Origin of the sequence: Variovorax sp. OK605 (assembly GCF_900115445.1) — a bacterium.
Classification (GTDB): domain Bacteria; phylum Pseudomonadota; class Gammaproteobacteria; order Burkholderiales; family Burkholderiaceae_C; genus Variovorax.
Genome location: NZ_FOWL01000027.1, coordinates 19,584 through 44,640, shown reverse-complemented (window position 1 = coordinate 44,640; position 25,057 = coordinate 19,584). Strand labels below are relative to the sequence as shown.

Sequence of the window (25,057 nt, the reverse complement as noted above, 5' to 3'; positions counted from 1 at the left end):
CATGAGCCTGCCAACCGCTCACCTCGTCGGCGCCGGCAACACCGCCTTCGGCCGCCATGAAGGCCAGGGCGCGCTCGACCTCATGGCCGGCGCCGCGCAGCAGGCGCTCGACTCGGCCGGCCTGCGCCGCGCCGACATCGACGGCGTGCTCTGCGGCTACGCGACCACGCTGCCACACCTGATGATCTCCACGCTCTTCTGCGAGCGCTTTTCGCTGCGGCCGGCCTGCGCGCACAGCCTGCAGCTCGGCGGCGCCACCGGCGGCGCCATGCTGATGCTGGCGCGCGACCTGGTGCGCGCCGGGCGTTGCCGCAACGTGCTGGTGGTGGCCGGCGAGAACCGGCTCAGCGGCCAGTCGCGCGACAGCGCCATCCAGACCCTGGCGCAGGTGGGCGACGCCGACTTCGAGGTGCCCAACGGCGCCTCGGTGCCGGCCTACTACGGCCTGCTGGCCTCGCGCTACCTGCACGAGACCGGCACGCGAGAGGCCGACCTGGCCGAGCTTGCCGTGCTGATGCGCGCCAACGCGGCAGGCCACCCCGACGCGCACCTGCGGGCGCCGATCTCGGTGAGCGACGTGCTCGCCTCCAAGCCCATTGCCGCGCCGCTCAAGCTGCTCGACTGCTGCCCCATCTCCGACGGCGCCATGGCGCTGGTGGTGTCGTCGTCTTCGCGCGGGGAGGCGGGCGTGGCGATGGCCGGCGCCGGCCAGGCGCACCGCCACCAGCACCTGAGCGCGATGGCCGACGTCATGCAGTGCGGCGCGGCCGAAGCCGCGCAGCGCGCCTTCGCCGAGGCCGGGCTGGGCGTGGACGACATCGACTGCCTGGGCATCTACGACTCGTTCACCATCACCCTGGCCATGCTGCTCGAGGAGATCGGCTTCGCGCCGCGCGGCGGCGCCGCGCAGCGCGTGCGCAACGGCGACTTCCGCCCCGACGGCCCGTTGCCGCTCAACACGCACGGCGGCCTGCTGTCCTTCGGCCACTGCGGCGTGGCGGGCGGCATGGCGCACACGGTCGAAGCCTTCCGCCAGATGACGGGGCAGGCCGGCAGCCGGCAGCTGCGGCGTCCGCGCCATGCGTTCGTGCACGCGGACGGCGGCGTGATGTCCTCGCACGTGAGCCTGGTGCTGTCGAACGGAGCTGCCGCATGAACGCGCTTGCCGCCCCTTTCGTCGAAGGCCTCGCGCGGCACGAGCTGCGCTACCAGCGGTGCACCGGCTGCGGCCATGCGCAGACGTTGGCGCGCTACGCCTGCGCCGCCTGCGGCAGCACGCGGCTCGAATGGAAAGCCGCTGCCGGCATGGCCACCGTGCACGCGGTCACCGTGGTGGCACGCGCGCCTTCCGACGAGTTCCGCGCGCTCGCGCCGTACACGCTGGTGCTGGTCACGCTCGACGAAGGCCCGCGCCTCATGGCCCATGCCGCGCCCGGCGTGCGCATCGGCGAGCGCGTGTCGGCGGGGTTCTTCGCGCACGCGGGCCATGTGCTGGTGCGCTTCACGCCAGAGGCCGAGCCGGCGCCGGACTGAGCGGCCACCGCGCGCGCCCGAAACGACATCACAACCACAAGCAGGAGACAACCGCATGCATTCGTTCCGATCCTTCGTCCGGCGGCAGTTGCTGGGTGCTCTGGGCGGGCTGGGCGGGCTGGGCGCCGCCCTGTGCCTCGCCGCCGCGCCCCTGGCCCATGCGCAGGGCTACCCGAGCAAGCCCGTCAAGCTGGTGGTGCCGTACCCGCCGGGCGGGCCGACCGACATCGTGGCGCGCGTGGTGGCGCAGAAGCTGTCGGAGCAGACCGGCCAGCAGTTCATCGTCGACAACCGCCCCGGCGCGGGCGGCAACACCGGCGCCGAGCTGGTGGCGCGCAGCGCGCCCGACGGCTACACGCTGCTGATCGCCACCACCGCGCATGCGATCAACCCCTCGCTCTTCAAGAACCTGGGCTACAAGCTCACCAAGGACCTGGCGCCGGTGTCGCTGCTCACCAGCGGCCCGCTGGTGATCGTCGCCAACCCCGCGCTGCCCGCGAAGAATGTGGCCGAGCTCATCGCGCTGGCCAAGGCCAGGCCGGGGCAGCTGAACTTCGCCTCGTCGGGCAACGGCCAGTCGACGCACCTCGCGGCCGAGCTGTTCGCCTCGATGGCGGGCGTGAAGATGACGCACATCCCCTACAAGGGCAGCGCGCCGGCGCTCACCGACGTCATGGGCGGGCAGGCGCAGCTGATGTTCGACACCATGCTCTCGGCCATGCCGCACGTGAAGGGCGGCAAGCTCAAGGCGCTGGCCGTCACCAGCAGCAAGCGGTCGCCCGCCGCGCCCGACCTGCCGACCGTGGCCGAGTCGGGCCTGCCGGGCTACGAGGCCATCGCCTGGAACGGCCTGCTCGCGCCCGCCGGCACGCCGCCCGAAGCCATCGCGCGGCTCAGTGCCGAGCTGAAGAAGGCGCTCGCCTTGCCCGAGGTGAAGGACAAGTTCGAGGCACAGGGCTTCGCCGCCGCCTGGAACACGCCCGAGGCCTTCGGCGGCTTCATGAATGCCGAGGTCGAGAAGTGGGCGCAGGTGGTGAAGGTGTCGGGCGCGACGGTGGACTGAGCCGATGATCGATCCCGCACGCCTGAAGGCCTGGGCCTTCGCCGACATCTCCCACAGCTACACGGCCGACGACAGCATGCGCTACGCGCTCGCGCTGGGCCTGGGCCGCGACCCGACCGACGCGGCGCAGCTGAAGTTCGTCGACGACACCGCTACCGGCATGCCGCAGGCCCTGCCCACGCTGGCCGTGGTGCTGGGCTTTCCGGGCTCCTGGATGCAGGACCCGGCCACCGGCATCGACTTTGCGCAGATCGTGCACGGCGAAGAGAAAGTGGTGTGGCACCGCCCGCTGCCGGCGGCGGGCACGGTGGTGGCGCGCCACCGCGTGACGCGCGTCGTCGACAAGGGGCCGGGCCGCGGCGCCACCGTCACCTACGACAAGGAGCTGTTCGACGCCGCGAGCGGCCAGGCGTTGGCCACGGTGACGCACACCACCTTCGCGCGCGGCAACGGCGGCTTCGCCACCGAGGCCGCGCCGGGCGACGCCGCGCCTGAGGCGCCGGCGCCCGTGCCGCAGCGTGCGCCCGACATCGTGGTCGACATTCCGACGCTGCCGCAGCAGGCCTTGCTCTACCGCCTGTGCGCCGACCGCAACCCGCTGCATTCCGACCCCGGCACGGCGCGCGCCGCGGGCTTCGAGCGGCCGATTCTTCATGGCCTGTGCACCTGGGGCATGGCCGGGCACGCGGTGCTGGCGCATGCCTGCGGCAACGAGCCCGCGCGGCTTCGCAGCCTGTTCGCGCGCTTTTCCGCGCCGGTGTTCCCGGGCGAGACCCTGCGCATCGAGATGCACCGCGAAGGGCCGCACGACCTGCATTTCAGGGCCCGCGTGCCCGCGCGCGACCGCACCGTGCTCGACCACGGCCATGCGCGCATCGACGCCTGATTCAACCGAGGACAAGACCATGAAAAAGCTCGACATCGAAGATCGCGGCACCGGCGTCACGCGCCGCCATTGCCTGCTGGTGGCAGGCGCGGCCGCCGCCGGCCCGCTGGCGTTGCCCGCCTTCGGGCAGCAGCCCTACCCGAACCACCCGGTTCGCTTCGTGGTGCCGTTTCCGGCCGGCGGCCCGGTCGACACCACCGGGCGCGCGGTGGCGCAGAAGCTGTCCGAGCTCTGGGGGCAGCAGGCCATCGTCGACAACCGCGCGGGCGCGGGCGGCATCGTCGGCGCGGAGAACGTCGCGCGCTCGCCGGCCGACGGCTACAACGTGCTGGTGTGCAGCATCCACCACTCGGTGTTGCCGAGCCTGAGGCCCAAGCTCTCCTACGACATCGAGCGCGACTTCGTGCCGCTGAGCTTCGGCGCGATGTTCCCGGTGGTGCTGGTGGCGCACCCGTCGGTGCCCGCGCGCACCGTGGCCGAACTCATTGCGCTCGACAGGAAGTCGCCCGGCAAGCTGAGCTTCGGCTCGGCCGGCAACGGCGGCGGCACCCACCTGGCGGGCGAGCTCTTCAACATGCAGGCCGGCACCAGGCTGCTGCACGTGCCCTACAAGGGCAGCGCGCCCGCCATGAGCGACCTGCTCGGCGGCCAGGTGCAGCTGATGTTCGCCGACGCGCCCACCGCGCTGCCGCAGATCAAGGGCGGCAAGGTGCGCGCCATCGCGGTGGCGAGCGTGCGCCGCTCGGTGCTGCTGCCCGACGTGCCGACGGTGGCCGAGTCGGGCGTGCCGGGGCTGTCGGGCTACGAGGCCTATTCGTGGGCGGCTTTCATGGCGCCGGCCGGCACGCCGAAGGACATCGTGCACAAGCTCAGTGCCGACATCGCCCGCGCGCTGAACGACCCGCAGGTCAAGCAGCGGCTGTTCGAGGTCGGCGCCGAGGCCGCGCCGGGCACGCCCGAGGCCTTTGCGAAGACGCTGCACACCGAGATCGCCAAGTGGACCCAGGTGGTGCGCACCGCCAACATCCAGGTGGACTGAGCATGAGCACAGGCATGCAGGAACCACCCGTCGCCGCGCGCCTGCTGTCGCGGCGCGAAGGCGCCGTGCTGGTGCTGACGCTGAGCAACCCGGCCGCGCGCAACGCGATGCACCCGTTGCTCTACCGCACCGCCACCGCCTTGCTGCGCGAGGCAGCGAACGACAGGACGGTTCGCGCCATCGTGCTGACCGGCGAGGGCGGGCACTTCTGCGGCGGCGGCGACGTCAAGCGGCTGGCCGACCAGCGCCAGCGTCCGCGCGAGGAGCAGCTCGGCCACCTCGATGCGCTGCACGACTGGGTGATGGCCATGCACGACGCGCCGCAGCCGGTGATTGCCGCGGTCGAAGGCGCGGCGGCCGGCGGCGGCTTCTCGGTCTGCCTGGGCTGCGACCTCATCGTGGCGGCCGAGGACGCGAAGTTCGTCATGTCGTATGTGAGGCTGGCGCTGTCGCCCGACGGCGGCGGCAGCGATTCGCTGGCCCGCGCGCTGCCGCCGCAGGCCGCGCTGGAGCTGCTGCTCGAAGGCGGCGTGTGCAGCGCGGGCCGGCTGCAAGGCTGGGGCGTGGTGAACCGCGTCGTGCCGCACGGCGAGGCCTTTGCCACTGCGCTGGCCTGGGCGCAGCAACTGGCCGCCGGCCCCTTCGATGCGCAGGCGCGCATCAAGCAGCTGGTGCATGCCGCGCGCGGGCGCTCGCGCCGCGCGCAACTCGACGCGGAGCGCGATGCCTTCGTGGAGAGCCTCTACAGCGACGAATGCGGCGCGGGGCTCGAGGCCTTCCTGTCCGCGCGCGGCCGCGCCAGAACCTGATGAACCGATCGATGAAAGTGCCCATGTCCGACCTGCTCGAATCCGCCCTCGACCCGCAATCCGTCGCCGTGATCGGCGCGTCCGAGAACATCCACAAGATCGGCGGCCGGCCGATCTACTACATGCAGAAGCACGGCTTTGCCGGGCGCATCTACCCGATCAACCCGGCGCGCGAGGAGGTGCAGGGCCTCAAGAGCTACGCCTCGCTGGCCGCCTTGCCCGAGGCGCCCGACCTGGCGCTGGTGATCGTGGGCGGCGAGAAGGCCGTGGCCGCGGTGGACGACTGCGCGGCGCGCGGCGTGAAGTCGGCGGTGGTGATTGCCTCGGGCTTCGGCGAGGCGGGCGAGGAGGGGCGCGAGGTGCAGAAGGCCATGGCCGAGCGCGCGCGCGCCGCCGGCATGCGCCTGTACGGCCCCAACACGCAAGGCCTGGCCAACTTCGGCAACGGCGCCATCGCGGGCTTCTCGACCATGTTCGTCGAGGTGCCGCCGGCCGACGGCCCCATCGGCGTGGTGAGCCAGAGCGGCGGCATGAGCGCCATGGCCTACGGCCTGCTGCGCGGGCGCGGCCTGGGCGTGCGCCACGTGCACGCCACGGGCAACGAGGCCGACGTGACGGTGTCCGACCTGGCCTGGGCCGTGGCGCACGACCCCGACGTGAAGCTGCTGCTGCTGTACCTGGAGAACATCGCCAACCCCGAGATGCTGGCCCGCACGGCCGCCTATGCACGCGAGCGCGACCTGCCGATCATCGCGGTGAAGGCAGGGCGCTGCGCGAGCGGTCAGAAGGCGGCGTCGTCGCACACCGGCTCGCTGGCCAACGAAGACCGCGCGGTCGACGCCTTCCTGCGCCACCACGGCATCTGGCGGGTGCGCGACCCGCACGCGCAGGCGCTGGCGGCCGAGGCCTACCTGAAGGGCTGGCGGCCCGAGGGGCGGCGGCTGGTGGTCATCAGCAACTCGGGCGCGAGCTGCGTGATGGGCGCGGACGCGTCGGAAGAGTTCAAGCTGCCGCTGGCGGAACTCTCGCCCGCCACGCGGCGCGACGTGGCCGCGCGGCTGCCGGGCTTCGCGACGGCGACCAACCCGATCGACATCACCGCCGCGCTGCTGTCCAACAGCGGCCTGTTCGGCGACGTGCTGCCCGCCGTGGCGCAGGACCCGGCGGCCGACCTGTTCTTCATCAACATCCCGGTGGCTGGCGCGGGCTACGACGTCGAGGCCTTCGCGAACGACACCGCGAAGTTCGAGGCCGCAACGGGCAAGCCGGTGGTGGTGGCCGCCTGGCAGGCGAGCGTGGCCGCGCCGTTCAAGGCCCGCGGCATCCCGACCTTCGGCAACGAGACCGAGGCGCTGGGCGTGCTGGCGCAACTGGCGTCGCACACGGCGCTGATGCGCGAGTCGCACGCGGCCTGGCCCGAAGAGGCGGCGCCCGCGCTGCCGCGGGGCAGCGGCCGTTTCCTGAACGAGGCCGAGAGCCTTGCGCTGCTGGCCGCGCGCGGCGTGCCGGTGGTGGCGCACCGGCTGTGCCGCACGGCGGCGCAGGCGCGCGATGCCTGGGGTGCGGTGGCCGAGGCGGGTGCCCCGGCGGTGGTGAAAGCCTGCTCGGCCGACGTGCCGCACAAGTCGGAACACGGCCTGGTGGCGCTGCGGGTCGGCAGCGCCGACGAGGCGGCGGCGCTGTTCGACGCGCAATGGGCCAAGCTGGCCGAACTGGGCGCGGCGCGCGAGGGCGTGCTGGTGGCGGCCATGCACAAGGGGCGGCACGAGTTCATGGTCGGCGCGCGGCTGGATCCGGTGTTCGGCCCGGTCGTGGTGGTCGGCGACGGCGGCACCAACGTCGAGGCGATGCAGGACGTGGCGGTGCTGCTGCCGCCCTTCGACGCGGCCGAGGTGAAGGCCGCGCTGAGCACGCTGCGCATCGCGCCGCTGCTCGGCGGCGTGCGCGGCGAGCCGCCGCTGGACGTGCAGGCGCTGTCCGAGGTGGTCGTGGCGGTGGGCCGGCTCATTGCGGCGGCGGGCGGCCGGATCGCCTCGATCGACGTGAACCCGGTCATGGTCGGGGCGGTGGGCGAGGGGGCGATGGTGGTGGACGCGCTGGTCGAACGCGCCGGCTGAACGCGCGCCGGGAGGCGTCGCGGACGGCGAAAGCCGGGCGCCGAACCCTTAAATCTGTGAAGTAGTTGGCAAATTGCGGGCTGAAACCTAAGCCGGGGTCGTGCCGTTCTGAATCCGATGCGTTGAGTAGTTTCGTATTCATTTCCGAAAGGAAACACCATGCGCCACTGCTTCACGCCCCATCTCGCCTTGTCTTCGCTGCCCTCGCTGTTCTCGCTGCCCTTGGGGGTGTCGTCATGAACGCCGACGCGCTGCCCGCGCGCGACGGGGTCGGGCCGGGCCCCGAAGCGTTCGCCGAGGGCGCCGAGCCCATCGAACCCGCCGGTGCCCACCTGCGCACGCACCGCGAAGGCGCCGTGCTGGTGCTGACGATCAGCAACCCGCGCTCGCGCAACGCGCTCAACCCGTCCATCTACCGCGCCGCCGCCCAGGCCGTGCGGGCGACCGCGGGTTTTCGCACCGTGCGCGCCATCGTGCTGCGCGGCGACGGCGCCCACTTTTCCGGCGGCGGCGACCTCAAGCGGCTGGCGCGGCAGCGCAAGTTTCCGGAGGCGGAGCAGCGCGGCCACATCGACGCGCTGCACGAGTGGGTCATGGCCCTGCAGGAAGCGCCCCAGCCGGTGATTGCCGCGGTCGAGGGTGCGGCCATGGGCGGTGGTTTCTCGGTGTGCCTGGCGTGCGACCTGATCGTGGCGGCCGAGGACGCGCGCTTTGCGATGTCCTACGTCAACATGGGCCTGTCGCCCGAAGCGGGCGGCACCGATTCGCTGGCGCGGGCCTTGCCGCCGCAGGCCGCGCTCGAGATGCTGCTCGACGGCACGCCGGTGAGCGCCGAGCGCCTGCATGGCTGGGGCGTGGTCAACAAGGTGGTGCCTGCCGGCAGCGCCTACAACGCGGCGCTCGGCTGGGCGCAGGAACTGGCGCGCGGGCCGTTCGAGGCGCAGGCGCGCATCAAGGCGCTGGTGCACGGCGCGCGCGGCCGGGCGCGGCGCGAGCAGCTGGACGCCGAACGTGAATCCTTCCTGACCAGCCTGTACGGCGACGAGGCCGGCGACCGCATCCGCCGGTTCCTGGCGCCGCGCAGGGGCGCGGTGGCCGGCGACGGCACCCTGCAGTGATTCGGCGGCAGCGCACGCCGGGAACACGAAAAAAAAGACCCTCGACCGTTTCCTTGGGCTTCGCATCAGGGCTTTCACTGGCCTCGAACTTGCTAAGCTATGGCTCAAGGAGATTGGTCGTTCCATGCACAAATTCGACGAGATGTATGAGCAGTTGCCCTACTCGGGGGCTGCGATCCGACAGCACTACAAGCGCTACGACCAATGGCTCGCGAAGCAACCCGGTGAGGTGATGCGTTCGCGGCGCGAAGAGGCGGAAATGATCTTCCGCCGGGTCGGCATCACCTTCGCGGTGTACGGCGCGAAGGACGAGGACGGCTCCGGCACCGAGCGGCTCATCCCGTTTGACCTGCTGCCCCGCATCATTCCCGCCCACGAGTGGGCCAGCATGGAGAAGGGGCTCGTGCAGCGCGTCACGGCGCTCAACCGCTTCCTCTACGACGTCTACCACGACCAGGAAATCATCAAGGCCGGCATCATCCCGGCCGAGCAGATCCTGAACAACGCCCAGTTCCGTCCCGAGATGATGGGCGTGAACGTGCCGCACAACGTGTACTCGAACATCTCGGGCATCGACATCGTGCGCGCCCCCGATGCCGACGGCAACGGCGAGTACTACGTGCTCGAGGACAACCTGCGCGTGCCCAGCGGCGTGAGCTACATGCTGGAGAACCGCAAGATGATGATGCGGCTCTTCCCCGAGCTGTTCAACCAGAACCGCATCGCGCCGGTCGCGCACTACCCCGACCTGCTGCTCGAGACCCTGCGCGCCAGCGCGCCGCCGGCCACGGCCGAGCCCACGGTGGTGGTGCTCACGCCCGGCATGTACAACAGCGCCTACTTCGAGCACGCCTTCCTGGCCCAGCAGATGGGCGTGGAACTGGTCGAGGGCCAGGACCTGCTGATCAAGGACGACTTCGTCTACATGCGCACCACGCGCGGCCCCAAGCGCGTGGACGTCATCTACCGCCGCGTGGACGACGACTTTCTCGACCCCGAGGTGTTCCGCCCCACGTCCACGCTGGGCACGGCAGGCCTCATGCGCGCCTACCGCGCGGGCAACGTCGTGATCTGCAATGCCGTGGGCACCGGCGTGGCCGACGACAAGTCGATCTACCCGTACGTGCCGAAGATGATCGAGTTCTACCTCGGCGAGAAGCCGATCCTGAAGAACGTGCCTACCTACATGTGCCGCAACAAGGACGAGCTGCAGTACACGCTGGACAACATGAAGGACCTGGTCGTGAAGGAGGTGCACGGCGCCGGCGGCTACGGCATGCTGATCGGCCCGGCCGCCACGCAGGCCGAGATCGAGGACTTCAAGAAGGCCGTGATCGCCAAGCCCGACGGCTACATCGCCCAGCCCACGCTGAGCCTGTCGACCTCGCCCACCTTCGTGGACGCCGGCATCGCGCCGCGCCACATCGACCTGCGCCCCTTCGTGCTCTCGGGCAGCGAAGTGCAGATGGTGCCCGGCGGCCTCACGCGCGTGGCGCTGAAGGAAGGTTCGCTGGTGGTCAATTCGTCGCAGGGCGGCGGCACCAAGGACACCTGGATCCTCGAAGCCGATCGCGCGCCGAAGCCCAAGGCGGCCACGCAGTCGCAAAGCCAATCGTCCACGTAGGAATGTAGGAGCCCACACGATGCTGTCCCGCACCGCCGACCATCTCTACTGGATGTCCCGCTACACCGAGCGCGCCGAGAACACGGCGCGCATGCTCGATGTGAACTACCAGACCTCGCTGCTGCCGCAGTCCGCCGAAGTCGCCAAGTACGGCTGGCAGGGCGTGCTGTCCATCAGCGAACTGCTGCCCCTGTACAACCAGAAGTACGACCAGATCGCGCCCAAGGAAGTGATGGAGTTCATGGTCAAGGACGAGAGCAATGCCTCGTCGATCGTGTCCTGCCTGAAGGCCGCGCGCGAGAACGCCCGCGCGGTGCGCGGCGCGCTCACCACCGAGGCCTGGGAAACGCAGAACACCACCTGGCTCGAAGTGAACCGCATGCTGCGCTCGGGCGACTTCGAGCGCGACCCGGGCCAGTTCTTCGAGTGGGTCAAGTTCCGCTCGCACCTGTCGCGCGGCGTCACGCTGGGCACGATGCTGCAGGACGAGGCTTTCTACTTCTCGCGCCTGGGCACGTTCCTCGAACGCGCCGACAACACGGCGCGGCTGGTCGACGTGAAATTCCACGCGCTGAACAGCGAGTTCTTCGGTGCCGCCACCGAGGAAGACCAGGAGTACGACTTCTATCACTGGAGCGCGATCCTGCGCAGCGTCTCGGCCTTCGAGGTGTACCGCAAGGTGTACCGCGACGTGATCAAGCCCGAGCGCGTGGCCGAGCTGCTGATTCTTCGCGCCGACATGCCGCGCTCGCTGCATGCGAGCCTGGTCGAGGTGGTCAACAACCTCGCGAAGGTGCAGAACGAGCAGAGCGCCGAAACGCAACGCCGCGCCGGCAAGCTGCTGGCCGACCTGCAGTACGCGCGCGTCGACGAGATCCTGGCGACGGGCTTGCACGCCTACCTCACGCAGTTCCTCGACCGCGTGAACGAGCTGGGCGGGCGCATCAGCCAGGACTTCCTGGTTCCCACGCACTGACGACCGCTGCGAAAGAGGGCAGCGCACGCATGCGGCTGGTTGCCCATTCGCCGCGCGCGTTTTCCATCGAGGGCTTGGTCGAGCCCGAGGAGTGCGAGCAGCTCATCGCATTGGCCGAGCGCGAAGGTTTCGCGTCGGCCGGCGTGCGCACCGCCGATGGCCCGAAGGCGATGCCGCCGATCCGCAACAACGAACGCGCAATGCTGCCGTCGCCCTCCTGGGTCGAGCTGCTGTGGCAGCGCCTGCAAGGCGTGGCGCTGCCCGAGGTCGGCGGGCAGACGCCCAAGGGCCTGCCCAGGGACCTGCGCTTCTACAGGTACGCGCCCGGCCAGCGCTTCAAGATGCACAAGGACGGACCCTGGCATGAAGACGGGCTCACGAGCCGGCTCACGCTGCTGGTCTACCTGAACGACGGCTTCACCGGCGGCGACACCGACTTCCGCGAGTTCCGCGTGAAGCCTGAGCCCGGCGCGGCGCTGCTCTTCATTCACGACACGTGGCATGAAGGCGCGGCGGTCGAGTCGGGCACCAAGTACGTCTTGCGCTCCGATGTGCTGTACGGGTAGCGATCCCGCATCGCAGCCACGGGTGTGCGCATGCTGCTGGCATCAAGAAAAATCAATCATGAGTCACGATCTTTCGTTGAGAGCGAGCACGGCGCTTGGCTTGTCGATTGCGCAGCGATTTCTTGGCGGCTGCACTCTGAGTGACGAAGACCGATCTTGCGCTGGTACTGAGCAGCGAAGATCAGTTGCGTATCGCCAGAATGCAAGATCATCTGTCGACTCTCACCGAAAAAGAGCGTGGGAAATTCGGCGTCTGGATAAGAAGAGCCGACGTCGCGACTTGAGGTGCCGCGCTGAACGCATCACGCTGCCACAGCTGTTGACGCAGCGCCGGAGCTAGCGCGTGAACGACTCCACCGCCACCGGAATCCGCGGCGCCTGCCAGCGGTAGCTGCTCCCCAGCACGTCGCGCTCGGCCTGCTGGCCGTTCCACTGGATGTGGAGCAGGTTCATCAGCGTCCACCCGGTCCAGTCCGCGCGAAACGGTTGCTGCGCGGCCTCGGCGGGCAGCGGCTCGCGGTTGCGCCACACGACGGCGGGAATGCGGTAGCCCGATGCCGTCGCCGGGCTGTGGCCGGCACGGTCGCTCACGTGGCCCACTTCCTGTCCGTGGTCGGACAGGTACATCCATGCCCGGTACTCACCGGGCTTGCCGGGCTTGCCGGGCTTGCCGGGATCGCCGGGGGCGCGCGTCTGCTGCAGCAGCTCCGACACCACGAAGTCGTGGTACAGCAGCGCGGCGTCGTACTCCTGGCGGAAGCGGCGCACCCAGGCGGAGCGGCCTTCCTTCACGAGGCCGCTCTCGACCGCGTCGACGTCGTCGTCGAAGGGGTTGGCATTGGCTGGAAAGCGCAGGCTGTAGTGCGGGTGCGCGCCCATCAGGTGGACCACGATCAGCTTGCGCTCGGTGCCGGTGTCGGCCAGCGCTTCCTGCACGCAGTCGAGGATCTCGCCGTCGAGCGAGGCGCTGGCGCGCCCGGGCGTGCGGTTCACCATGTCGACCACGTCGGCGAAGCGTGCGTGCTGCTGCTCGATGGCCAGGTCGTCGTGGTTGCTGATCCACCAGACCTTGTAGCCCGCGGCGCGTGCCAGGGCCAGCACGTGCGGCGGGTCGTCGCCCTCGGGCAAACCGAAGTGGAACATGTTGCGCAGCGCGGGCAGGGTGCTGGCGTCCACCGACCAGGCGTTCTTCAGCACCGTCATCTGCTCGCCGGCCTGCGCCTTGTGCGCCTGCAGGCGCGGCGTGGTCGCTCGGCCGTAGCCGTACAGGCCCATGTTGTCGCGGTTGATGCTGTCGGTGATGACCAGCACCACGGTCGACGGCCCGGCCTGCGTGATGACGGGCGCGATGCCTTCGGCCTGCGCCATCAGCCGGTCGCGCTGCTTCTGCTGGTCGGCCCAGGCGGCCTGCAGCGTGTGAAGCGAGTCGACCCACTGCGTCCAGAAGATCGCCGGATGCAGCCGGCGCCACGGCTTGCTCGCGTAGGCCACGCAGGACAGCAGCAGCGCCAGCGCGACCAGTGCAGTGATCCCGCGTGAAGGACGTGCCGAAGCGGCGGACGCCACCGCGCCGCGCCTTGCGAACATGCCCACCAGCACGCCGGCCGCCACCAGCACGGCGCACCACACGACCGCCGAGCGCCAGTGCATCCAGAGGTATTCGCCGCCCTCGCGCGCATTGGTGTTGGCGGCGGCGCCCAGCACCATCGCGCCGTCGGGCGCGGCCTGGTAGGTGTCGAGCAGGTAGGCGCGCACCGCGGCGTCGAGCGCGAAGCCCATGACCCAGAGCCAGACGAACACCGTGCGCAACTGCCGCATGCGCGCGCTGTGCAGCGGCCACAGCAGCCACAGCACGGCCGGCAGGGCCAGCACCGCGAGCTGCGCGATGCGGCGGCCGTCGTGGCCCAGCGCGATGAGCGCGAGCAGCGTGGCGCCGACCACGCCGCAGGCCAGCCACGCGCGGCGATGGGATGCGGGGCGCGGCGGGGAGTCGGGAGAAGAAAGGGCGGTCAAGCGGTTGGCGCAGCGGAGCGCCAGAGCAGTCGGGGCGGGCGGATTCTGCCCCCGGCCCCGCGCCGCGAACCCCAGTGCCCCGATGCCCGCGAGGTGCATTCAGGGATATCCCCGAAGGAACTTATTCGGCCTTGCGCGCCCAGACGGGCTCGCCCGGCCTCGCCGGACATTTTTCAAGCCTCAAGAAAAGGAACCTTCGCTCCATGGTCAGATTCAGCCGATTGCCCGCCCTGCTGCTCGCCTTCGCTCTTTCATGGATGGCCCTGCCGTCCGCATCCGCCGCCCAACAGATGGTCAGCGTCGCCGTCAAGACGCTGAACATGCGCACCGGCCCCGGCCCGCGCCACGAGACGCACTGGACCGTCAGCAAGGGCTACCCCTTCAAGGTGATCGGCAGGAAGGGCGACTGGCTGCACGTGAGCGACTTCGAAGGCGACAAGGCCTGGGTGTTCCGCCCCATGACCAGCAAGACGCCGCACCGCGTGGTGAAGGCCCGGGTGGCCAACCTGCGCCGCGCGCCGGGCACGCGCAGCCCCATCGTGAAGAAGGCCGGCTACGGCGACGTGCTGCGCACGCTGGAGCAGCACGGCGACTGGCTGAAGGTGCGGCACGAAAGCGGCACCACGGGGTGGGTGTCGAAGCGCCTCACCTGGGGCTGGTAGGCGCAAGCAAGGCCGTAGTCGTGACCGTGGCCGTGGCCGCGGTCAGGTCGCCGTGGCCTGGCGCACGGCGCGCTCCCAGCGCGCCATCGATTCCTCGGCCTGCGCGCGGCCCATGGTCGGCAGGAAGCGGCGCTCGACCTTCCACAGCTTCGACAGCTCGCGCGCGTCGCTGTAGAAGCCGGTAGACAGGCCCGCGAGGTAGGCGGCACCCAGCGCCGTGGTCTCGACGACCTCGGGCCGCACCACCGGAATGCCCAGCAGGTCGGCCTGGAACTGCATCAGCAGGTCGTTCACGCTCGCGCCGCCGTCCACGCGCAGTTCGGCCACGGGCTTGCCGCCCGCGGCCACCGCGTCGCGGCTCATGGCCTGCAGCAGCGCGGCACTCTGGTACGCGATGCTTTCGAGCGCGGCGCGCGCGATGTGCGCGACCGTGGTGCCGCGCGTGAGGCCGGTGATCGTGCCGCGCGCGTCGGCGTCCCAGTAGGGCGCGCCCAGGCCGGTGAAGGCCGGCACCATCATCACGCCGCCCGCGTCGGGCACGCTTTCGGCCAGCGACTGCACTTCGGCGCTGCCCTTGATGGCCTTGAGGCCGTCGCGCAGCCACTGCACCACGGCGCCGCCGACGAACACGCTGCCTTCCATCGCGTACTGCGGCTGCGCGCTCGTCTGCGCAGCGCTGGTCACGAGCAGGCCGTTCTGCGAGGGCTGGAACGCGCCGCCCGTGTGCATCAGCAGGAAGCAGCCGGTGCCGTAAGTGTTCTTGGCCATGCCGGCCTCGAAGCAGGCCTGGCCGAAGAGGGCGCTCTGCTGGTCGCCGGCCACGCCGCCGATCGGCAGCGCGCGGCCCAGCAGCGCCTCGTCGGTGTCGGCGAAGTGCGAGCTCGACGGCTGCACCGCCGGCATCAGCGCGGCGGGAATGTCCAGCGCCTTCAGCAGCTCGGCGTCCCAGGCGTTGTCGTGCACGTTGAAGAGCATGGTGCGCGAGGCGTTGCTCACGTCGCTCACGTGCACCTTGCCGCCGGTGAGCTGCCACATGAGCCAGCTGTCGACGGTGCCGAAGGCCAGTTCGCCGCGCTCGGCCTGCGCGCGTGCGCCAGGCACGTTGTCGAGCAGCCAGCGCAGCTTGGTGCCGGAAAAATACGCGTCGATCACCAGCCCGGTCTTCTCGCGGATGGTGTCGGTCATGCCGTCCTCGCGCAGCTTCGCGCACAGCGGCTCGGCGCGCCTGTCCTGCCAGACGATGGCGTGGTGCACCGGCTGGCCGGTCTTGCGGTTCCACAGCACGGTGGTCTCGCGCTGGTTGGTGATGCCGATGGCGTGGATGTCGGCGGGCTTCAGCTTCGCCTTCGCGAGCACGTCGCGCGCGGTGGCCAGCTGGCTCTGCCAGATTTCCATCGGATCGTGCTCGACCCAGCCGGGCTGCGGGTAGATCTGCGTGAGTTCCTTCTGCGCGATGGCGACGATGCGGCCTTCGCGGTCGAACACGATGCTGCGCGAGCTGGAGGTGCCCTGGTCCAAGGCGAGCAGGTAGGTCGTCATTCGGTCGTTGTCCCTTCGGGTCAGTTGTCGCGCGCGATTTCCAGGCGCACCTGGGCGCTTTCCAGCAGCTCGGGGAACGGGGCCGGCGGCTCGGCGTCGGTGAAGAACCGGTCGATCTGCGACAGCGTGCCCAGCTGGATCATCGCGGGCCGGTTGAACTTGCTCGCGTCGGCCGCCAGCCACACCTCGCGCGCCTGCGCGATGATGGTCTGCGCCACCTTCACCTCGCGCAGGTCGAAGTCGCGCAGCGAGCCGTCGGCCTCGATGCTCGACACGCCGATGAGCGCGATGTCGACCTTGAACTGGCGGATGAAGTCGATGGTGGCTTCGCCCACGATGGCGCGGTCGCGCGCGCGCACCGAGCCGCCCGCCACGATCACCTCGCAGGCGGTGTTGCCGCTCAGGATGGTGGCCACGTTCAGGTTGTTGGTGATCACGCGCAGGCCGGTGTGGCGCATCAGCGCCTTGGCGATGGCCTCTGTTGTGGTGCCGATGTTCAGGATCAGCGAACAGTCGTTGGGCACCAGTTCGGCCACCCGGCGGGCGATGCGCGCCTTGCCGTCGGCATGCAGGGTTTCGCGCTGCTGGTAGCCGATGTTCTCGGTGGTCGAGCTGGGCACCCGCACGCCGCCGTGGAAACGCGTGAGCAACCCCTCGTCGGCCAGCCGCTGCACGTCGCGCCGGACGGTCTGCAGGGTCACGCCGAGCATTTCGGCCAGTTGTTCGACGGTGACGGAGCCGCGCGTACGCACGGTGTCCAGGAGGTTGATCTGGCGCGGATTGGAGTTCACAGGGGCGTCGCGAGGGGCAGTAAGACTGCAGGCAAGGTTACCGTGCGTGTCACTTTAAAACGAAAGAAAACGAATCAACTAAGGGAAAACTCGGGGGAAAATCGCGCTCAAAGGAACCTAAATGAAAAATCCCGAAAATACAATGGCCGCCGTTGGTGACCCAAGTCATGGATCCATGGAAGCCCTTCCGGTGAGCGATTCTTCCCTCAATTCGTCTGCTTCGCCTGCGTCCGCGCCCGGTCCGGCCGCCGATTGCGACGTGCTGATCGTCGGCGGCGGCATCAACGGCTGCGGCATCGCACGCGACCTCGCGGGCCGCGGCTGGCGCGTGGTGCTGTGCGAGAAGGACGACCTGGCTTCGCACACCTCCTCTTCTTCCACCAAGCTGATCCACGGCGGGCTGCGCTACCTCGAGTATTACGAGTTCTCCCTGGTACGCAAGGCGCTGCAGGAGCGCGAGGTGCTGCTCAAGAGCGCGCCGCACATCATGTGGCCGCTGCGCTTCGTGATGCCGCACGACCCCTCGATGCGCCCGGCCTGGATGATCCGCATAGGCCTGTTCATGTACGACCACCTCGCCAGGCGCGAGGTGCTGCCCCCTTCGCGCAGCGTCGACCTGCGCCGCCACGCGGCCGGCAAGCCGCTGAAGGACCAGTACAAGCGCGGCTTCGTCTACTCCGACGGCTGGGTCGACGACGCACGGCTGGTGGTGCTGAACGCGCTCGACGCACGGGCGCGCGGCGCCGAGGTGCTCACGCGCACGCGCTGCGTGCACGCCCAGCGCGGCGCCGACGGCTGGACCGCCACGCTGCAGGGGGCCGACGGCGCCCAGCGCACGCTGCGCGCCCGCGCGGTGGTCAATGCCGCGGGCCCATGGGCCGAATCCTTCCTGCGCGGCGTGGCGCAGTCGGCCAAGGGCGAGGCGCTGGCCACCAAGAGCCTGCGGCTGGTCAAGGGCAGCCATATCGTGGTGCCGCGCCTGTTCGAGCACGACCACGCCTACATCTTCCAGAACCCCGACAAGCGGATCATCTTCGCCATTCCCTACCAGGACGAGTTCACGCTGATCGGCACCACCGACATCGAGCTCACCGGCGACGACCCGGGCGCCGCGCGCATCGCGCAGGAAGAAATCGACTACCTCTGCACGCAGGCCAGCCGCTACTTCGAGAAGCCCATCGTGCCGGCCGACGTGGTGTGGACCTACTCGGGCGTGCGCCCGCTGCTGGACGACGCCTCGGGCGACCCGTCGGCCGTCACGCGCGACTACCTGCTCGAGTCGAACACCACGGCCGCGCCGCTGCTGTCGGTGTGGGGCGGCAAGATCACCACCTTCCGCAAGCTGGCCGAGGACGCGGCCGACGAGGTCGGCAAGATGCTGGGCCAGTCGAACGCGCAGCGCCCGGCCTGGACCGACGGCGCCTTCATGGCGGGCGGCGACCTGTCGGGCTGGATCGGCGCCGCCCGCCGCCCCGACGACGACTTCGAGCGCTTCGTGTCGGCCGTGCAGGCCAGGCACCCCTGGCTCTACGGCCAGCTGGCGCGCCGCCTGGCGCGGGCCTACGGCGCGCGCATTGCCGACGTGCTGGGCGACGCGAAATCCTTCGCGGACCTGGGTGCCGAGGTGGCGCCCGGCCTGTTCGAGCGTGAGTTGCATTTCCTGCGGGACCACGAGTGGGCCATGAGTGCGGACGACGTACTCTGGCGGCGGTCCAAGCTGGGGTTGCACTACACGCCCGGGCAACGCGAGCAGGTGGCGGCATGGCTGAGCAGCCATGCGAAAGCCGCCTGAACAGAGGGCAGGGGCGCAGGAGCGCAGTGGCGCGACGATGACCGGCTGAAGAAGCCCCATCGCGAGCAACAGAGAGCGATAGTGAGCGACAGAGAGAGCAAGTGAACAGCGGCTGAACCAAGACCCGAAACGGGCGAAGGGGACACATGCAACTGACTCTGGAGCGCGTGACCAAGAAGGTCGGCGCGCAAACCTGGCTCTACGAGCAGAGCATCGCGCCGCGCAGCGGTGCGGTCACCGTGCTGCTCGGCGCCACGCAGGCTGGCAAGACCAGCCTGATGCGCCTGATGGCGGGGCTCGACACGCCCACCACCGGCAAGGTGCTGGTCGACGGCAAGGACGTCACGGGCATGCCGGTGCGCGAGCGCAACGTCGCCATGGTGTACCAGCAGTTCATCAACTATCCGTCGCTGAAGGTGGCGGACAACATCGCCTCGCCGCTCAAGCTGCGCGGCGAGACGAACATCGACGCGCGGGTGAAGGCGCTGGCCGACAAGCTGCACATCGGCATGTTCCTCGACCGCTATCCGCAGGAGTTGTCGGGTGGCCAGCAGCAGCGCGTGGCGCTGGCGCGCGCGCTGGCCAAGAACGCGCCGCTGATGCTGCTCGACGAGCCGCTCGTGAACCTCGACTACAAGCTGCGCGAGGGCTTGCGCGAGGAGCTGACGCAGCTCTTCGCCACCGGCGACTCGACCGTGATCTACGCGACCACCGAGCCCGGCGAGGCCTTGCTGCTCGGCGGCTACACGGCGGTGATGGACGCGGGCGAGTTGCTGCAGTACGGCCCGACCGCCGAGGTGTTCCACGCACCGCAGTCGCTGCGCGTGGCGCGCGCCTTCAGCGATCCGCCGATGAACCTGCTGCCCGGCACGGCCACCGCCGGCCAGGTGCAGCTGGCCGGCGGCCCCGCGCTGGCGCTGGCCCTGCCGCAAGGCGCGGCCGGCGCGGTCACGGTCGGCCTGCGCGCGAGCGCGTTGAACGTCAACGACGGTGCGGGCGACGTCGCCTTGCCCGGCAAGGTGGAGCTGGCCGAGATCTCGGGATCCGACACCTTCGTGCACGTCGACACCGCGGTCGGCGAGCTGGTGGCGCAGCTCACCGGCGTGCACCGCTTCGAGCTGGGCGCCCCGATCACGCTGTACTTCAGCGCCGCGCAAGCCTATGTGTTCGATGCCGGCGAAAAGCTGGCGCTGGCGCCCGCCTGGCGCAAAGGAAACATATGAGCCCCCACGTTCATCACCGCGTGTATCCGCTGCCCCCCAAGGGGGCGCAGACCCCCCTTGGGGCGGCCCGGCGGGAGGTCTGACATGGCCCGCATCGACCTCGACCTCGCGCACGCCTACCGTCCCAACCCCACGCAGGACAGCGACTATGCGCTGCTGCCCTTGCAGATGAGCTTTCGCGACGGCGGCGCCTATGCCTTGCTCGGCCCGTCGGGCTGCGGCAAGACGACCATGCTCAACATCATCTCGGGCCTGCTGGTGCCTTCGCAGGGCACGGTGAAGTTCGACGGGCGCGACATGACGCGCGCCACGCCGCAGGAGCGCAACATCGCGCAGGTGTTCCAGTTCCCGGTGATCTACGACACCATGACGGTGGCCGAGAACCTCGCGTTCCCGCTGCGCAACCGCAAGGTGCCCGAAGCCCAGATCAGGAAGCGCGTGGGCGAGATCGCCGAGATGCTCGACATGAGCGGGCAACTCAACCAGCGCGCCGCCGGCCTGGCGGCCGACGCCAAGCAGAAGATATCCCTGGGCCGCGGCCTGGTGCGCAGCGACGTGTCGGCGGTGCTGTTCGACGAGCCGCTCACCGTGATCGACCCGCACCTGAAGTGGCAGCTGCGCCGCAAGCTCAAGCAGATCCACCGCGAGCTGAAGCTCACGCTGATCTACGTCACGCACGACCAGGTCGAGGCGCTCACCTTCGCCGAAGAGGTGGTGGTCATGACGCGCGGCAAGGCGGTGCAGGTCGGCAGTGCCGAGGCGCTGTTCGAGCGGCCGGCCCATACCTTCGTCGGCCATTTCATCGGCTCGCCGGGCATGAACTTTCTTGCAGCGCAAAACACCGACGGCACGCTAGAGGTGGCCGGCACGCCGCTGGTGCCCACGCGCGAACTGCCGCAGGGGCCGCTGAAGATCGGCATTCGCCCCGAGTACCTGCGGCTGTCGAGCGCGGGCGCGAGCGGGGCGGTGCCGGCGGTGGTCAGGCAGGTGCAGGACGTGGGCACGCACCTGATGCTGGGCGTGGAGGCCGGCGGCAGCGTGCTGAAGGTGCGCCTGCATTCGGACGACCCGCCGCCGGCCGTGGGCGACACGGTCTGGGTGCGCGTGCTGGACGCGCACACCTGCTACTACAAGGACGAGGAGCTGGTCGCATGAACAACCTCATCTCGTTCGACCCCGCTGCCTTGTGTTGCTCCCTCCGCTCCCGGGGGAGGACGGGGGGTGGGGCCAGCGGCGCATCCACCGGGCGCTCTGCCCGCCCCCGTTCCGGCCTTCCCCCAGCGGGGGAAGGAGCCCTGCAGGCACTTCGCGGGAACGGAGCCAAGCCATGAACGCCACCAACAAGCCCATCAACCAGAAGGCCTGGTGGCTCGTGCTGCCGGTGCTGCTGTGCGTCGCGTTCTCGGCCATCGTGCCGCTCATGACGGTGGTCAACTACTCGGTGCAGGACATCATCTCGCCCGAGCGCCGCGTCTTCGTGGGCACCGAGTGGTTCGCCGCCGTGATGCGCGACGACGAACTGCACGAGGCGCTGTTGCGCCAGCTCGGCTTCTCGCTGTCGGTGCTGCTGGTGGAGATTCCGCTGGGCATCGCGCTGGCGCTGTCGATGCCGGCCAAGGGCTGGAAGTCGTCCGCGGTGCTGGTGGTGGTGGCGCTGTCGCTGCTCATCCCGTGGAACGTGGTGGGCACCATCTGGCAGATCTACGGACGCACCGACATCGGCCTGTTCGGCCACGCGCTGGAGGCCATGGGCATCTCGTACAACTACACGGGCAGCGCCACCGACGCCTGGCTCACGGTGCTGGTGATGGACGTGTGGCACTGGACGCCGCTGGTCGCCTTGCTCTGCTATGCCGGCCTGCGCTCGATTCCCGACGCCTACTACCAGGCCGCGCGCATCGACGGCGCCAGCAAGTTCGCGGTGTTCCGCTACATCCAGCTGCCCAAGATGCGCGGCGTGCTCATGATCGCGGTGCTGCTGCGTTTCATGGACAGCTTCATGATCTACACCGAGCCCTTCGTGCTCACCGGCGGCGGGCCGGGCAATGCCACCACCTTCCTGAGCCAGTACCTCACGCAGAAGGCCGTGGGGCAGTTCGACCTGGGGCCGGCGGCGGCGTTCTCGCTGATCTACTTCCTCATCATCCTGCTGTTGTGCTTCGTGCTCTACAACTGGATGCAGCGGGTGGGCACGCAGGAAGCGGAGGTGGAGAAATGAATCCGTCGCCGAGCCGCCTCGAGGCGGATGCGCCCCCGCGGGGGAACGGCGCGCAGCGCCAAGGGGGTCGACATGTCTGACAAGCGGTTCCACAAGCGCAGCATCTTCCTGCTGCTGTACATCCTGTTCGCGCTGTTGCCCATCTACTGGATGATCAACATGAGCTTCAAGACGAACGAGGAGATCCTGTCGAGCTTCTCGTTCTTCCCGCAGCACTTCACGTGGGCGAACTACGTGCGCATCTTCACCGACGAGTCGTGGTACTCGGGCTACATCAACAGCCTGATCTACGTGGCGATCAACACGGTCATTTCGCTCACCGTGGCGCTGCCCGCCGCCTATGCGTTCTCGCGCTACTCGTTCCTCGGCGACAAGCATGTGTTCTTCTGGCTGCTGACCAACCGCATGACGCCGCCCGCGGTGTTCCTGCTGCCGTTCTTCCAGCTCTACACCACCGTCGGCCTGATGGACACGCACCTGGGCGTGGCGCTGGCGCACCTGCTGTTCAACGTGCCGCTGGCGGTGTGGATCCTGGAAGGCTTCATGAGCGGCATTCCGCGCGAGATCGACGAGACGGCCTACATCGACGGCTACTCGTTCCCGCGCTTCTTCGTGCGCATCTTCCTGCCCCTCATCAAGGCCGGCGTGGGCGTGGCGGCGTTCTTCTGCTTCATGTTCAGCTGGGTCGAGCTGCTGCTGGCGCGCACCCTCACCAGCGTGAACGCCAAGCCCATCGTGGCGACCATGACGCGCACCGTGAGCGCCTCGGGCATGGACTGGGCCACGCTGGCCGCGGCCGGCGTGCTCACCATCGTGCCGGGCGCCATCGTGATCTGGTTCGTGCGCCACTACATCGCGAAGGGTTTCGCGATGGGCCGTGTCTAAGGAGAGCTGCATGTTCAACTGGATGGTCTGGACCACACCGGTGGCCGTGTTCTTCATCTGCATCGCGCTCATGCTGGTCGGCATGACGGTGTGGGAGTTCAAGTCGCCCACCACCTTGCGGCGCGGCTGGCTGCCCATCGAAACCACGCGCGGCGACCGTCTCTTCATCGGCCTGCTCTCGGCCGCGTACATCAACCTGGCCTTCGTCGGCCTGGCCGGCAAGTTCCAGGAGTGGATGAGCCTGGAGGCCGAGCCGTCGATCTGGATCAGCTTCGTGATTTCGATGCTCGTTCTCGCGCTCGTCATGCGCAAGGGCTGAGCCCATCGGGTTTTCGACGGACGTCCGGCTCTCCGCCTCCCCGGAGCCGCGACCAGACAGACCGGGGAAGTACCAACCGAGGAGACACAGTCATGAAGATGCGCTATACGGCACTGGCAATGGCGGCGGCGATGTTCGCCACGCACGGCGCTTGGGCTGGCGAGGCCGAAGCCAAAAAATGGATCGACAGTGAATTCCAGCCGTCCACCTTGTCGAAGGACAAGCAGATGGAGGAAATGAAGTGGTTCATCGACGCCGCCAAGAAGCTGCAAGGCAAGGGTGTCAAGGAAATCTCGGTCGTGTCGGAAACACTGACCGTGCACGAGTACGAATCGAAGACGCTGGCCAAGGCCTTCGAGGAAATCACCGGCATCAAGGTCAAGCACGACATCATCCAGGAGGGTGACGTGGTCGAGAAGCTGCAGACCTCGATGCAGTCGGGCAAGTCGATCTACGACGGCTGGATCAACGACTCCGACCACATCGGCACCCACTACCGCTACGGCACGGCCCTGGCGCTGACCGACCAGATGAGCGGCGCCTGGAAGGACTACACCAACCCGGGGCTCGACCTGAAGGACTTCATCGGCACCAGCTTCACCACGGCGCCCGACAAGAAGCTGTACCAGCTGCCCGACCAGCAGTTCGCCAACCTGTACTGGTTTCGCGCCGACCTGTTCGCGCGCAAGGACCTGCAGGACAAGTTCAAGGCCAAGTACGGCTACGACCTGGGCGTGCCGATCAACTGGTCGGCCTACGAGGACATCGCCGCCTTCTTCAGCGAAGACGTGAAGACCATCGACGGCAAGCCGATCTACGGCCACATGGACTACGGCAAGAAGGACCCGTCGCTGGGTTGGCGCTTCACCGACGCCTGGCTGTCGATGGCCGGCGCGGCCGACAAGGGCATTCCCAACGGCCTGCCGATCGACGAGTGGGGCATTCGCGTGGCCGACGACAAGTGCACGCCGGTGGGCGCGGCCGTGTCGCGCGGCGGCGCGACCAACTCGCCGGCCGCGGTCTATGCGCTGACCAAGTACATCGACTGGATGAAGAAGTACGCGCCCAAGGAAGCCATGGGCATGACCTTCGGCGAATCGGGTCCGGTGCCTGCGCAGGGGCAGATCGCGCAGCAGGTGTTCTGGTACACGGCCTTCACGGCGGACATGATCAAGCAGGGCCTGCCCGTGGTGAACGCCGACGGCACGCCGAAGTGGCGCATGGCGCCCGGCCCGCACGGTCCCTACTGGAAGGACGGCATGCAGAACGGCTACCAGGACGTGGGTTCCTGGACCTTCCTGAAGTCCAACGACCCCGACCGCGCGACCGCGGCATGGCTCTACGCGCAGTTCGTGACCTCGAAGACCACGTCGCTGAAGAAGTCGATCGTCGGGCTCACCTTCATCCGCGACAGCGACATCCGCTCCGACTACTTCACCAAGAACGCGGCCAAGTACGGCGGCCTGATCGAGTTCTACCGCAGCCCCGCGCGCGTGGCGTGGACGCCGACCGGCAACAACGTGCCCGACTACCCGAAGCTCGCGCAGCTCTGGTGGAAGAACGTGGCCGTGGCCGTGACGGGCGAGAAGACGCCACAGGCCGCCATGGACAACCTGGCCAACGAGATGGACGACGTGATGGGCCGCCTGCAGCGCGCGGGCATGGCCAACTGCCCGCCCAAGCTCAATGCCAAGGGCGACCCGAACAAGTGGCTGAGCAGCGACCAGGCACCGTGGAAGAAGCTGGCCAACGAGAAGCCCAAGGGCGAGACGGTGGCCTACGACAAGCTGCTGACCGCCTGGAAGGAAGGCCGCGTCAGGTAAGGCATTGCTCTCCCCCCCGCTGGGGGAGGGCCGGGGTGGGGCACGACGGCTTCTGGAAAAA

The 25,057-nt window shown here is 69.2% G+C and carries 23 protein-coding genes; 20 read left to right on the top strand and 3 right to left on the bottom strand.

Translation table 11 applies throughout. The annotated features are described in order from the left end of the window. Window position 1: 1 nt before the first annotated feature. The 12 genes from BM013_RS38170 (at window position 2) to BM013_RS41525 (ending at window position 12,015) form a co-directional block, all read left to right on the top strand. On the top strand, window positions 2-1,156 hold the full coding sequence (locus BM013_RS38170) for a thiolase family protein (protein ID WP_093135484.1): 1,155 nt from the start codon (window positions 2-4) through the stop codon (window positions 1,154-1,156). Then, window positions 1,153-1,533 carry a Zn-ribbon domain-containing OB-fold protein gene (locus BM013_RS38165; RefSeq protein WP_093135482.1) on the top strand — a complete coding sequence of 127 codons (381 nt, stop codon included), beginning with the start codon at window positions 1,153-1,155 and terminating at the stop codon, window positions 1,531-1,533. Before BM013_RS38170 ends, BM013_RS38165 begins: the two co-directional genes overlap by 4 nt. A gap of 55 nt (window positions 1,534-1,588) precedes the next feature. Further along, a complete protein-coding gene (locus tag BM013_RS38160; protein ID WP_093135480.1) occupies window positions 1,589-2,596 on the top strand; it encodes a tripartite tricarboxylate transporter substrate binding protein in 1,008 nt (335 codons plus the stop codon). A 4-nt stretch (window positions 2,597-2,600) separates the two neighbouring features. Next, complete coding sequence (locus tag BM013_RS38155; protein WP_093135478.1) at window positions 2,601-3,482, top strand: MaoC/PaaZ C-terminal domain-containing protein; 882 nt, start codon at window positions 2,601-2,603, stop codon at window positions 3,480-3,482. A gap of 19 nt (window positions 3,483-3,501) precedes the next feature. Further along, window positions 3,502-4,521, top strand: coding sequence for a tripartite tricarboxylate transporter substrate binding protein (locus tag BM013_RS38150; protein ID WP_093135476.1), 1,020 nt, complete (start codon window positions 3,502-3,504; stop codon window positions 4,519-4,521). Between the two features lie 2 nt (window positions 4,522-4,523). Further along, a complete protein-coding gene (locus BM013_RS38145) occupies window positions 4,524-5,330 on the top strand; it encodes an oxepin-CoA hydrolase, alternative type (RefSeq protein WP_093135473.1) in 807 nt (268 codons plus the stop codon). 23 nt (window positions 5,331-5,353) lie between these two features. Next, window positions 5,354-7,447: an acetate--CoA ligase family protein gene (locus BM013_RS38140; RefSeq protein WP_093135557.1), complete on the top strand. Its 2,094-nt coding sequence runs from the start codon at window positions 5,354-5,356 to the stop codon at window positions 7,445-7,447. A 236-nt stretch (window positions 7,448-7,683) separates the two neighbouring features. Then, window positions 7,684-8,565, top strand: coding sequence for an oxepin-CoA hydrolase, alternative type (locus BM013_RS38135; protein ID WP_093135471.1), 882 nt, complete (start codon window positions 7,684-7,686; stop codon window positions 8,563-8,565). Between the two features lie 124 nt (window positions 8,566-8,689). Further along, the gene (locus tag BM013_RS38130; RefSeq protein WP_093135468.1) at window positions 8,690-10,189 is read left to right on the top strand and encodes a circularly permuted type 2 ATP-grasp protein; all 1,500 of its coding nucleotides are present in this window, start codon (window positions 8,690-8,692) and stop codon (window positions 10,187-10,189) included. A 19-nt stretch (window positions 10,190-10,208) separates the two neighbouring features. Next, window positions 10,209-11,165: an alpha-E domain-containing protein gene (locus BM013_RS38125; protein ID WP_093135465.1), complete on the top strand. Its 957-nt coding sequence runs from the start codon at window positions 10,209-10,211 to the stop codon at window positions 11,163-11,165. Window positions 11,166-11,194: 29 nt separating this feature from the next. After that, window positions 11,195-11,731: a prolyl hydroxylase family protein gene (locus BM013_RS38120; protein WP_177225682.1), complete on the top strand. Its 537-nt coding sequence runs from the start codon at window positions 11,195-11,197 to the stop codon at window positions 11,729-11,731. Between the two features lie 140 nt (window positions 11,732-11,871). After that, a complete protein-coding gene (locus tag BM013_RS41525; RefSeq protein WP_177225681.1) occupies window positions 11,872-12,015 on the top strand; it encodes a hypothetical protein in 144 nt (47 codons plus the stop codon). Window positions 12,016-12,067: 52 nt separating this feature from the next. On the opposite strand, the gene BM013_RS38115 is transcribed toward BM013_RS41525, so the two are convergent. Further along, entirely contained in the window at window positions 12,068-13,744 is a 1,677-nt protein-coding gene (locus BM013_RS38115; RefSeq protein WP_256221872.1) for a phosphoethanolamine transferase, read from the bottom strand. A gap of 203 nt (window positions 13,745-13,947) precedes the next feature. On the opposite strand from BM013_RS38115, the gene BM013_RS38110 reads away from it, so the two are divergent. Next, entirely contained in the window at window positions 13,948-14,406 is a 459-nt protein-coding gene (locus tag BM013_RS38110; protein ID WP_093135463.1) for an SH3 domain-containing protein, read from the top strand. A gap of 42 nt (window positions 14,407-14,448) precedes the next feature. Here BM013_RS38110 and glpK read toward each other — a convergent pair whose 3' ends face one another. Together glpK and BM013_RS38100 are read right to left on the bottom strand one after the other, a co-directional pair. Then, window positions 14,449-15,945 (bottom strand): glycerol kinase GlpK, encoded by a 1,497-nt coding sequence (gene glpK, locus BM013_RS38105; RefSeq protein ID WP_093135460.1) that lies wholly within the window; start codon window positions 15,943-15,945, stop codon window positions 14,449-14,451. Window positions 15,946-15,965: 20 nt separating this feature from the next. Then, the gene (locus BM013_RS38100; protein ID WP_093135457.1) at window positions 15,966-16,736 is read right to left on the bottom strand and encodes a DeoR/GlpR family DNA-binding transcription regulator; all 771 of its coding nucleotides are present in this window, start codon (window positions 16,734-16,736) and stop codon (window positions 15,966-15,968) included. Between the two features lie 121 nt (window positions 16,737-16,857). On the opposite strand from BM013_RS38100, the gene glpD reads away from it, so the two are divergent. The 7 genes from glpD (at window position 16,858) to BM013_RS38065 (ending at window position 24,996) form a co-directional block, all read left to right on the top strand. Further along, window positions 16,858-18,528, top strand: a complete 1,671-nt coding sequence (glpD, locus tag BM013_RS38095) for a glycerol-3-phosphate dehydrogenase (protein WP_093135454.1) — start codon at window positions 16,858-16,860, stop codon at window positions 18,526-18,528. A gap of 146 nt (window positions 18,529-18,674) precedes the next feature. Further along, the gene (locus tag BM013_RS38090; protein ID WP_093135452.1) at window positions 18,675-19,751 is read left to right on the top strand and encodes an ABC transporter ATP-binding protein; all 1,077 of its coding nucleotides are present in this window, start codon (window positions 18,675-18,677) and stop codon (window positions 19,749-19,751) included. An 84-nt stretch (window positions 19,752-19,835) separates the two neighbouring features. Then, entirely contained in the window at window positions 19,836-20,906 is a 1,071-nt protein-coding gene (locus BM013_RS38085; RefSeq protein ID WP_093135449.1) for an ABC transporter ATP-binding protein, read from the top strand. Between the two features lie 172 nt (window positions 20,907-21,078). Further along, window positions 21,079-21,969: a carbohydrate ABC transporter permease gene (locus tag BM013_RS38080; RefSeq protein WP_093135446.1), complete on the top strand. Its 891-nt coding sequence runs from the start codon at window positions 21,079-21,081 to the stop codon at window positions 21,967-21,969. A gap of 72 nt (window positions 21,970-22,041) precedes the next feature. Next, window positions 22,042-22,854, top strand: coding sequence for a carbohydrate ABC transporter permease (locus BM013_RS38075; protein ID WP_093135549.1), 813 nt, complete (start codon window positions 22,042-22,044; stop codon window positions 22,852-22,854). Between the two features lie 10 nt (window positions 22,855-22,864). Continuing rightward, a complete protein-coding gene (locus BM013_RS38070; protein ID WP_093135444.1) occupies window positions 22,865-23,173 on the top strand; it encodes a DUF2160 domain-containing protein in 309 nt (102 codons plus the stop codon). A gap of 92 nt (window positions 23,174-23,265) precedes the next feature. Further along, on the top strand, window positions 23,266-24,996 hold the full coding sequence (locus tag BM013_RS38065) for an ABC transporter substrate-binding protein (protein WP_093135441.1): 1,731 nt from the start codon (window positions 23,266-23,268) through the stop codon (window positions 24,994-24,996). Window positions 24,997-25,057: the final 61 nt, after the last annotated feature.

Bases quoted from the DNA above. Each gene is read 5' to 3' on its own strand.
- BM013_RS38170 (WP_093135484.1), top strand. From the start codon at position 2: ATGAGCCTGCCAACCGCTCACCTCGTCGGCGCCGGCAACACCGCCTTC.
- BM013_RS38165 (WP_093135482.1), top strand. From the start codon at position 1,153: ATGAACGCGCTTGCCGCCCCTTTCGTCGAAGGCCTCGCGCGGCACGAG.
- BM013_RS38160 (WP_093135480.1), top strand. From the start codon at position 1,589: ATGCATTCGTTCCGATCCTTCGTCCGGCGGCAGTTGCTGGGTGCTCTG.
- BM013_RS38155 (WP_093135478.1), top strand. From the start codon at position 2,601: ATGATCGATCCCGCACGCCTGAAGGCCTGGGCCTTCGCCGACATCTCC.
- BM013_RS38150 (WP_093135476.1), top strand. From the start codon at position 3,502: ATGAAAAAGCTCGACATCGAAGATCGCGGCACCGGCGTCACGCGCCGC.
- BM013_RS38145 (WP_093135473.1), top strand. From the start codon at position 4,524: ATGAGCACAGGCATGCAGGAACCACCCGTCGCCGCGCGCCTGCTGTCG.
- BM013_RS38140 (WP_093135557.1), top strand. From the start codon at position 5,354: ATGTCCGACCTGCTCGAATCCGCCCTCGACCCGCAATCCGTCGCCGTG.
- BM013_RS38135 (WP_093135471.1), top strand. From the start codon at position 7,684: ATGAACGCCGACGCGCTGCCCGCGCGCGACGGGGTCGGGCCGGGCCCC.
- BM013_RS38130 (WP_093135468.1), top strand. From the start codon at position 8,690: ATGCACAAATTCGACGAGATGTATGAGCAGTTGCCCTACTCGGGGGCT.
- BM013_RS38125 (WP_093135465.1), top strand. From the start codon at position 10,209: ATGCTGTCCCGCACCGCCGACCATCTCTACTGGATGTCCCGCTACACC.
- BM013_RS38120 (WP_177225682.1), top strand. From the start codon at position 11,195: ATGCGGCTGGTTGCCCATTCGCCGCGCGCGTTTTCCATCGAGGGCTTG.
- BM013_RS38110 (WP_093135463.1), top strand. From the start codon at position 13,948: ATGGTCAGATTCAGCCGATTGCCCGCCCTGCTGCTCGCCTTCGCTCTT.
- glpK (WP_093135460.1), bottom strand. From the start codon at position 15,945: ATGACGACCTACCTGCTCGCCTTGGACCAGGGCACCTCCAGCTCGCGC.
- glpD (WP_093135454.1), top strand. From the start codon at position 16,858: ATGAAAAATCCCGAAAATACAATGGCCGCCGTTGGTGACCCAAGTCAT.
- BM013_RS38090 (WP_093135452.1), top strand. From the start codon at position 18,675: ATGCAACTGACTCTGGAGCGCGTGACCAAGAAGGTCGGCGCGCAAACC.
- BM013_RS38085 (WP_093135449.1), top strand. From the start codon at position 19,836: ATGGCCCGCATCGACCTCGACCTCGCGCACGCCTACCGTCCCAACCCC.
- BM013_RS38080 (WP_093135446.1), top strand. From the start codon at position 21,079: ATGAACGCCACCAACAAGCCCATCAACCAGAAGGCCTGGTGGCTCGTG.
- BM013_RS38075 (WP_093135549.1), top strand. From the start codon at position 22,042: ATGTCTGACAAGCGGTTCCACAAGCGCAGCATCTTCCTGCTGCTGTAC.
- BM013_RS38070 (WP_093135444.1), top strand. From the start codon at position 22,865: ATGTTCAACTGGATGGTCTGGACCACACCGGTGGCCGTGTTCTTCATC.
- BM013_RS38065 (WP_093135441.1), top strand. From the start codon at position 23,266: ATGAAGATGCGCTATACGGCACTGGCAATGGCGGCGGCGATGTTCGCC.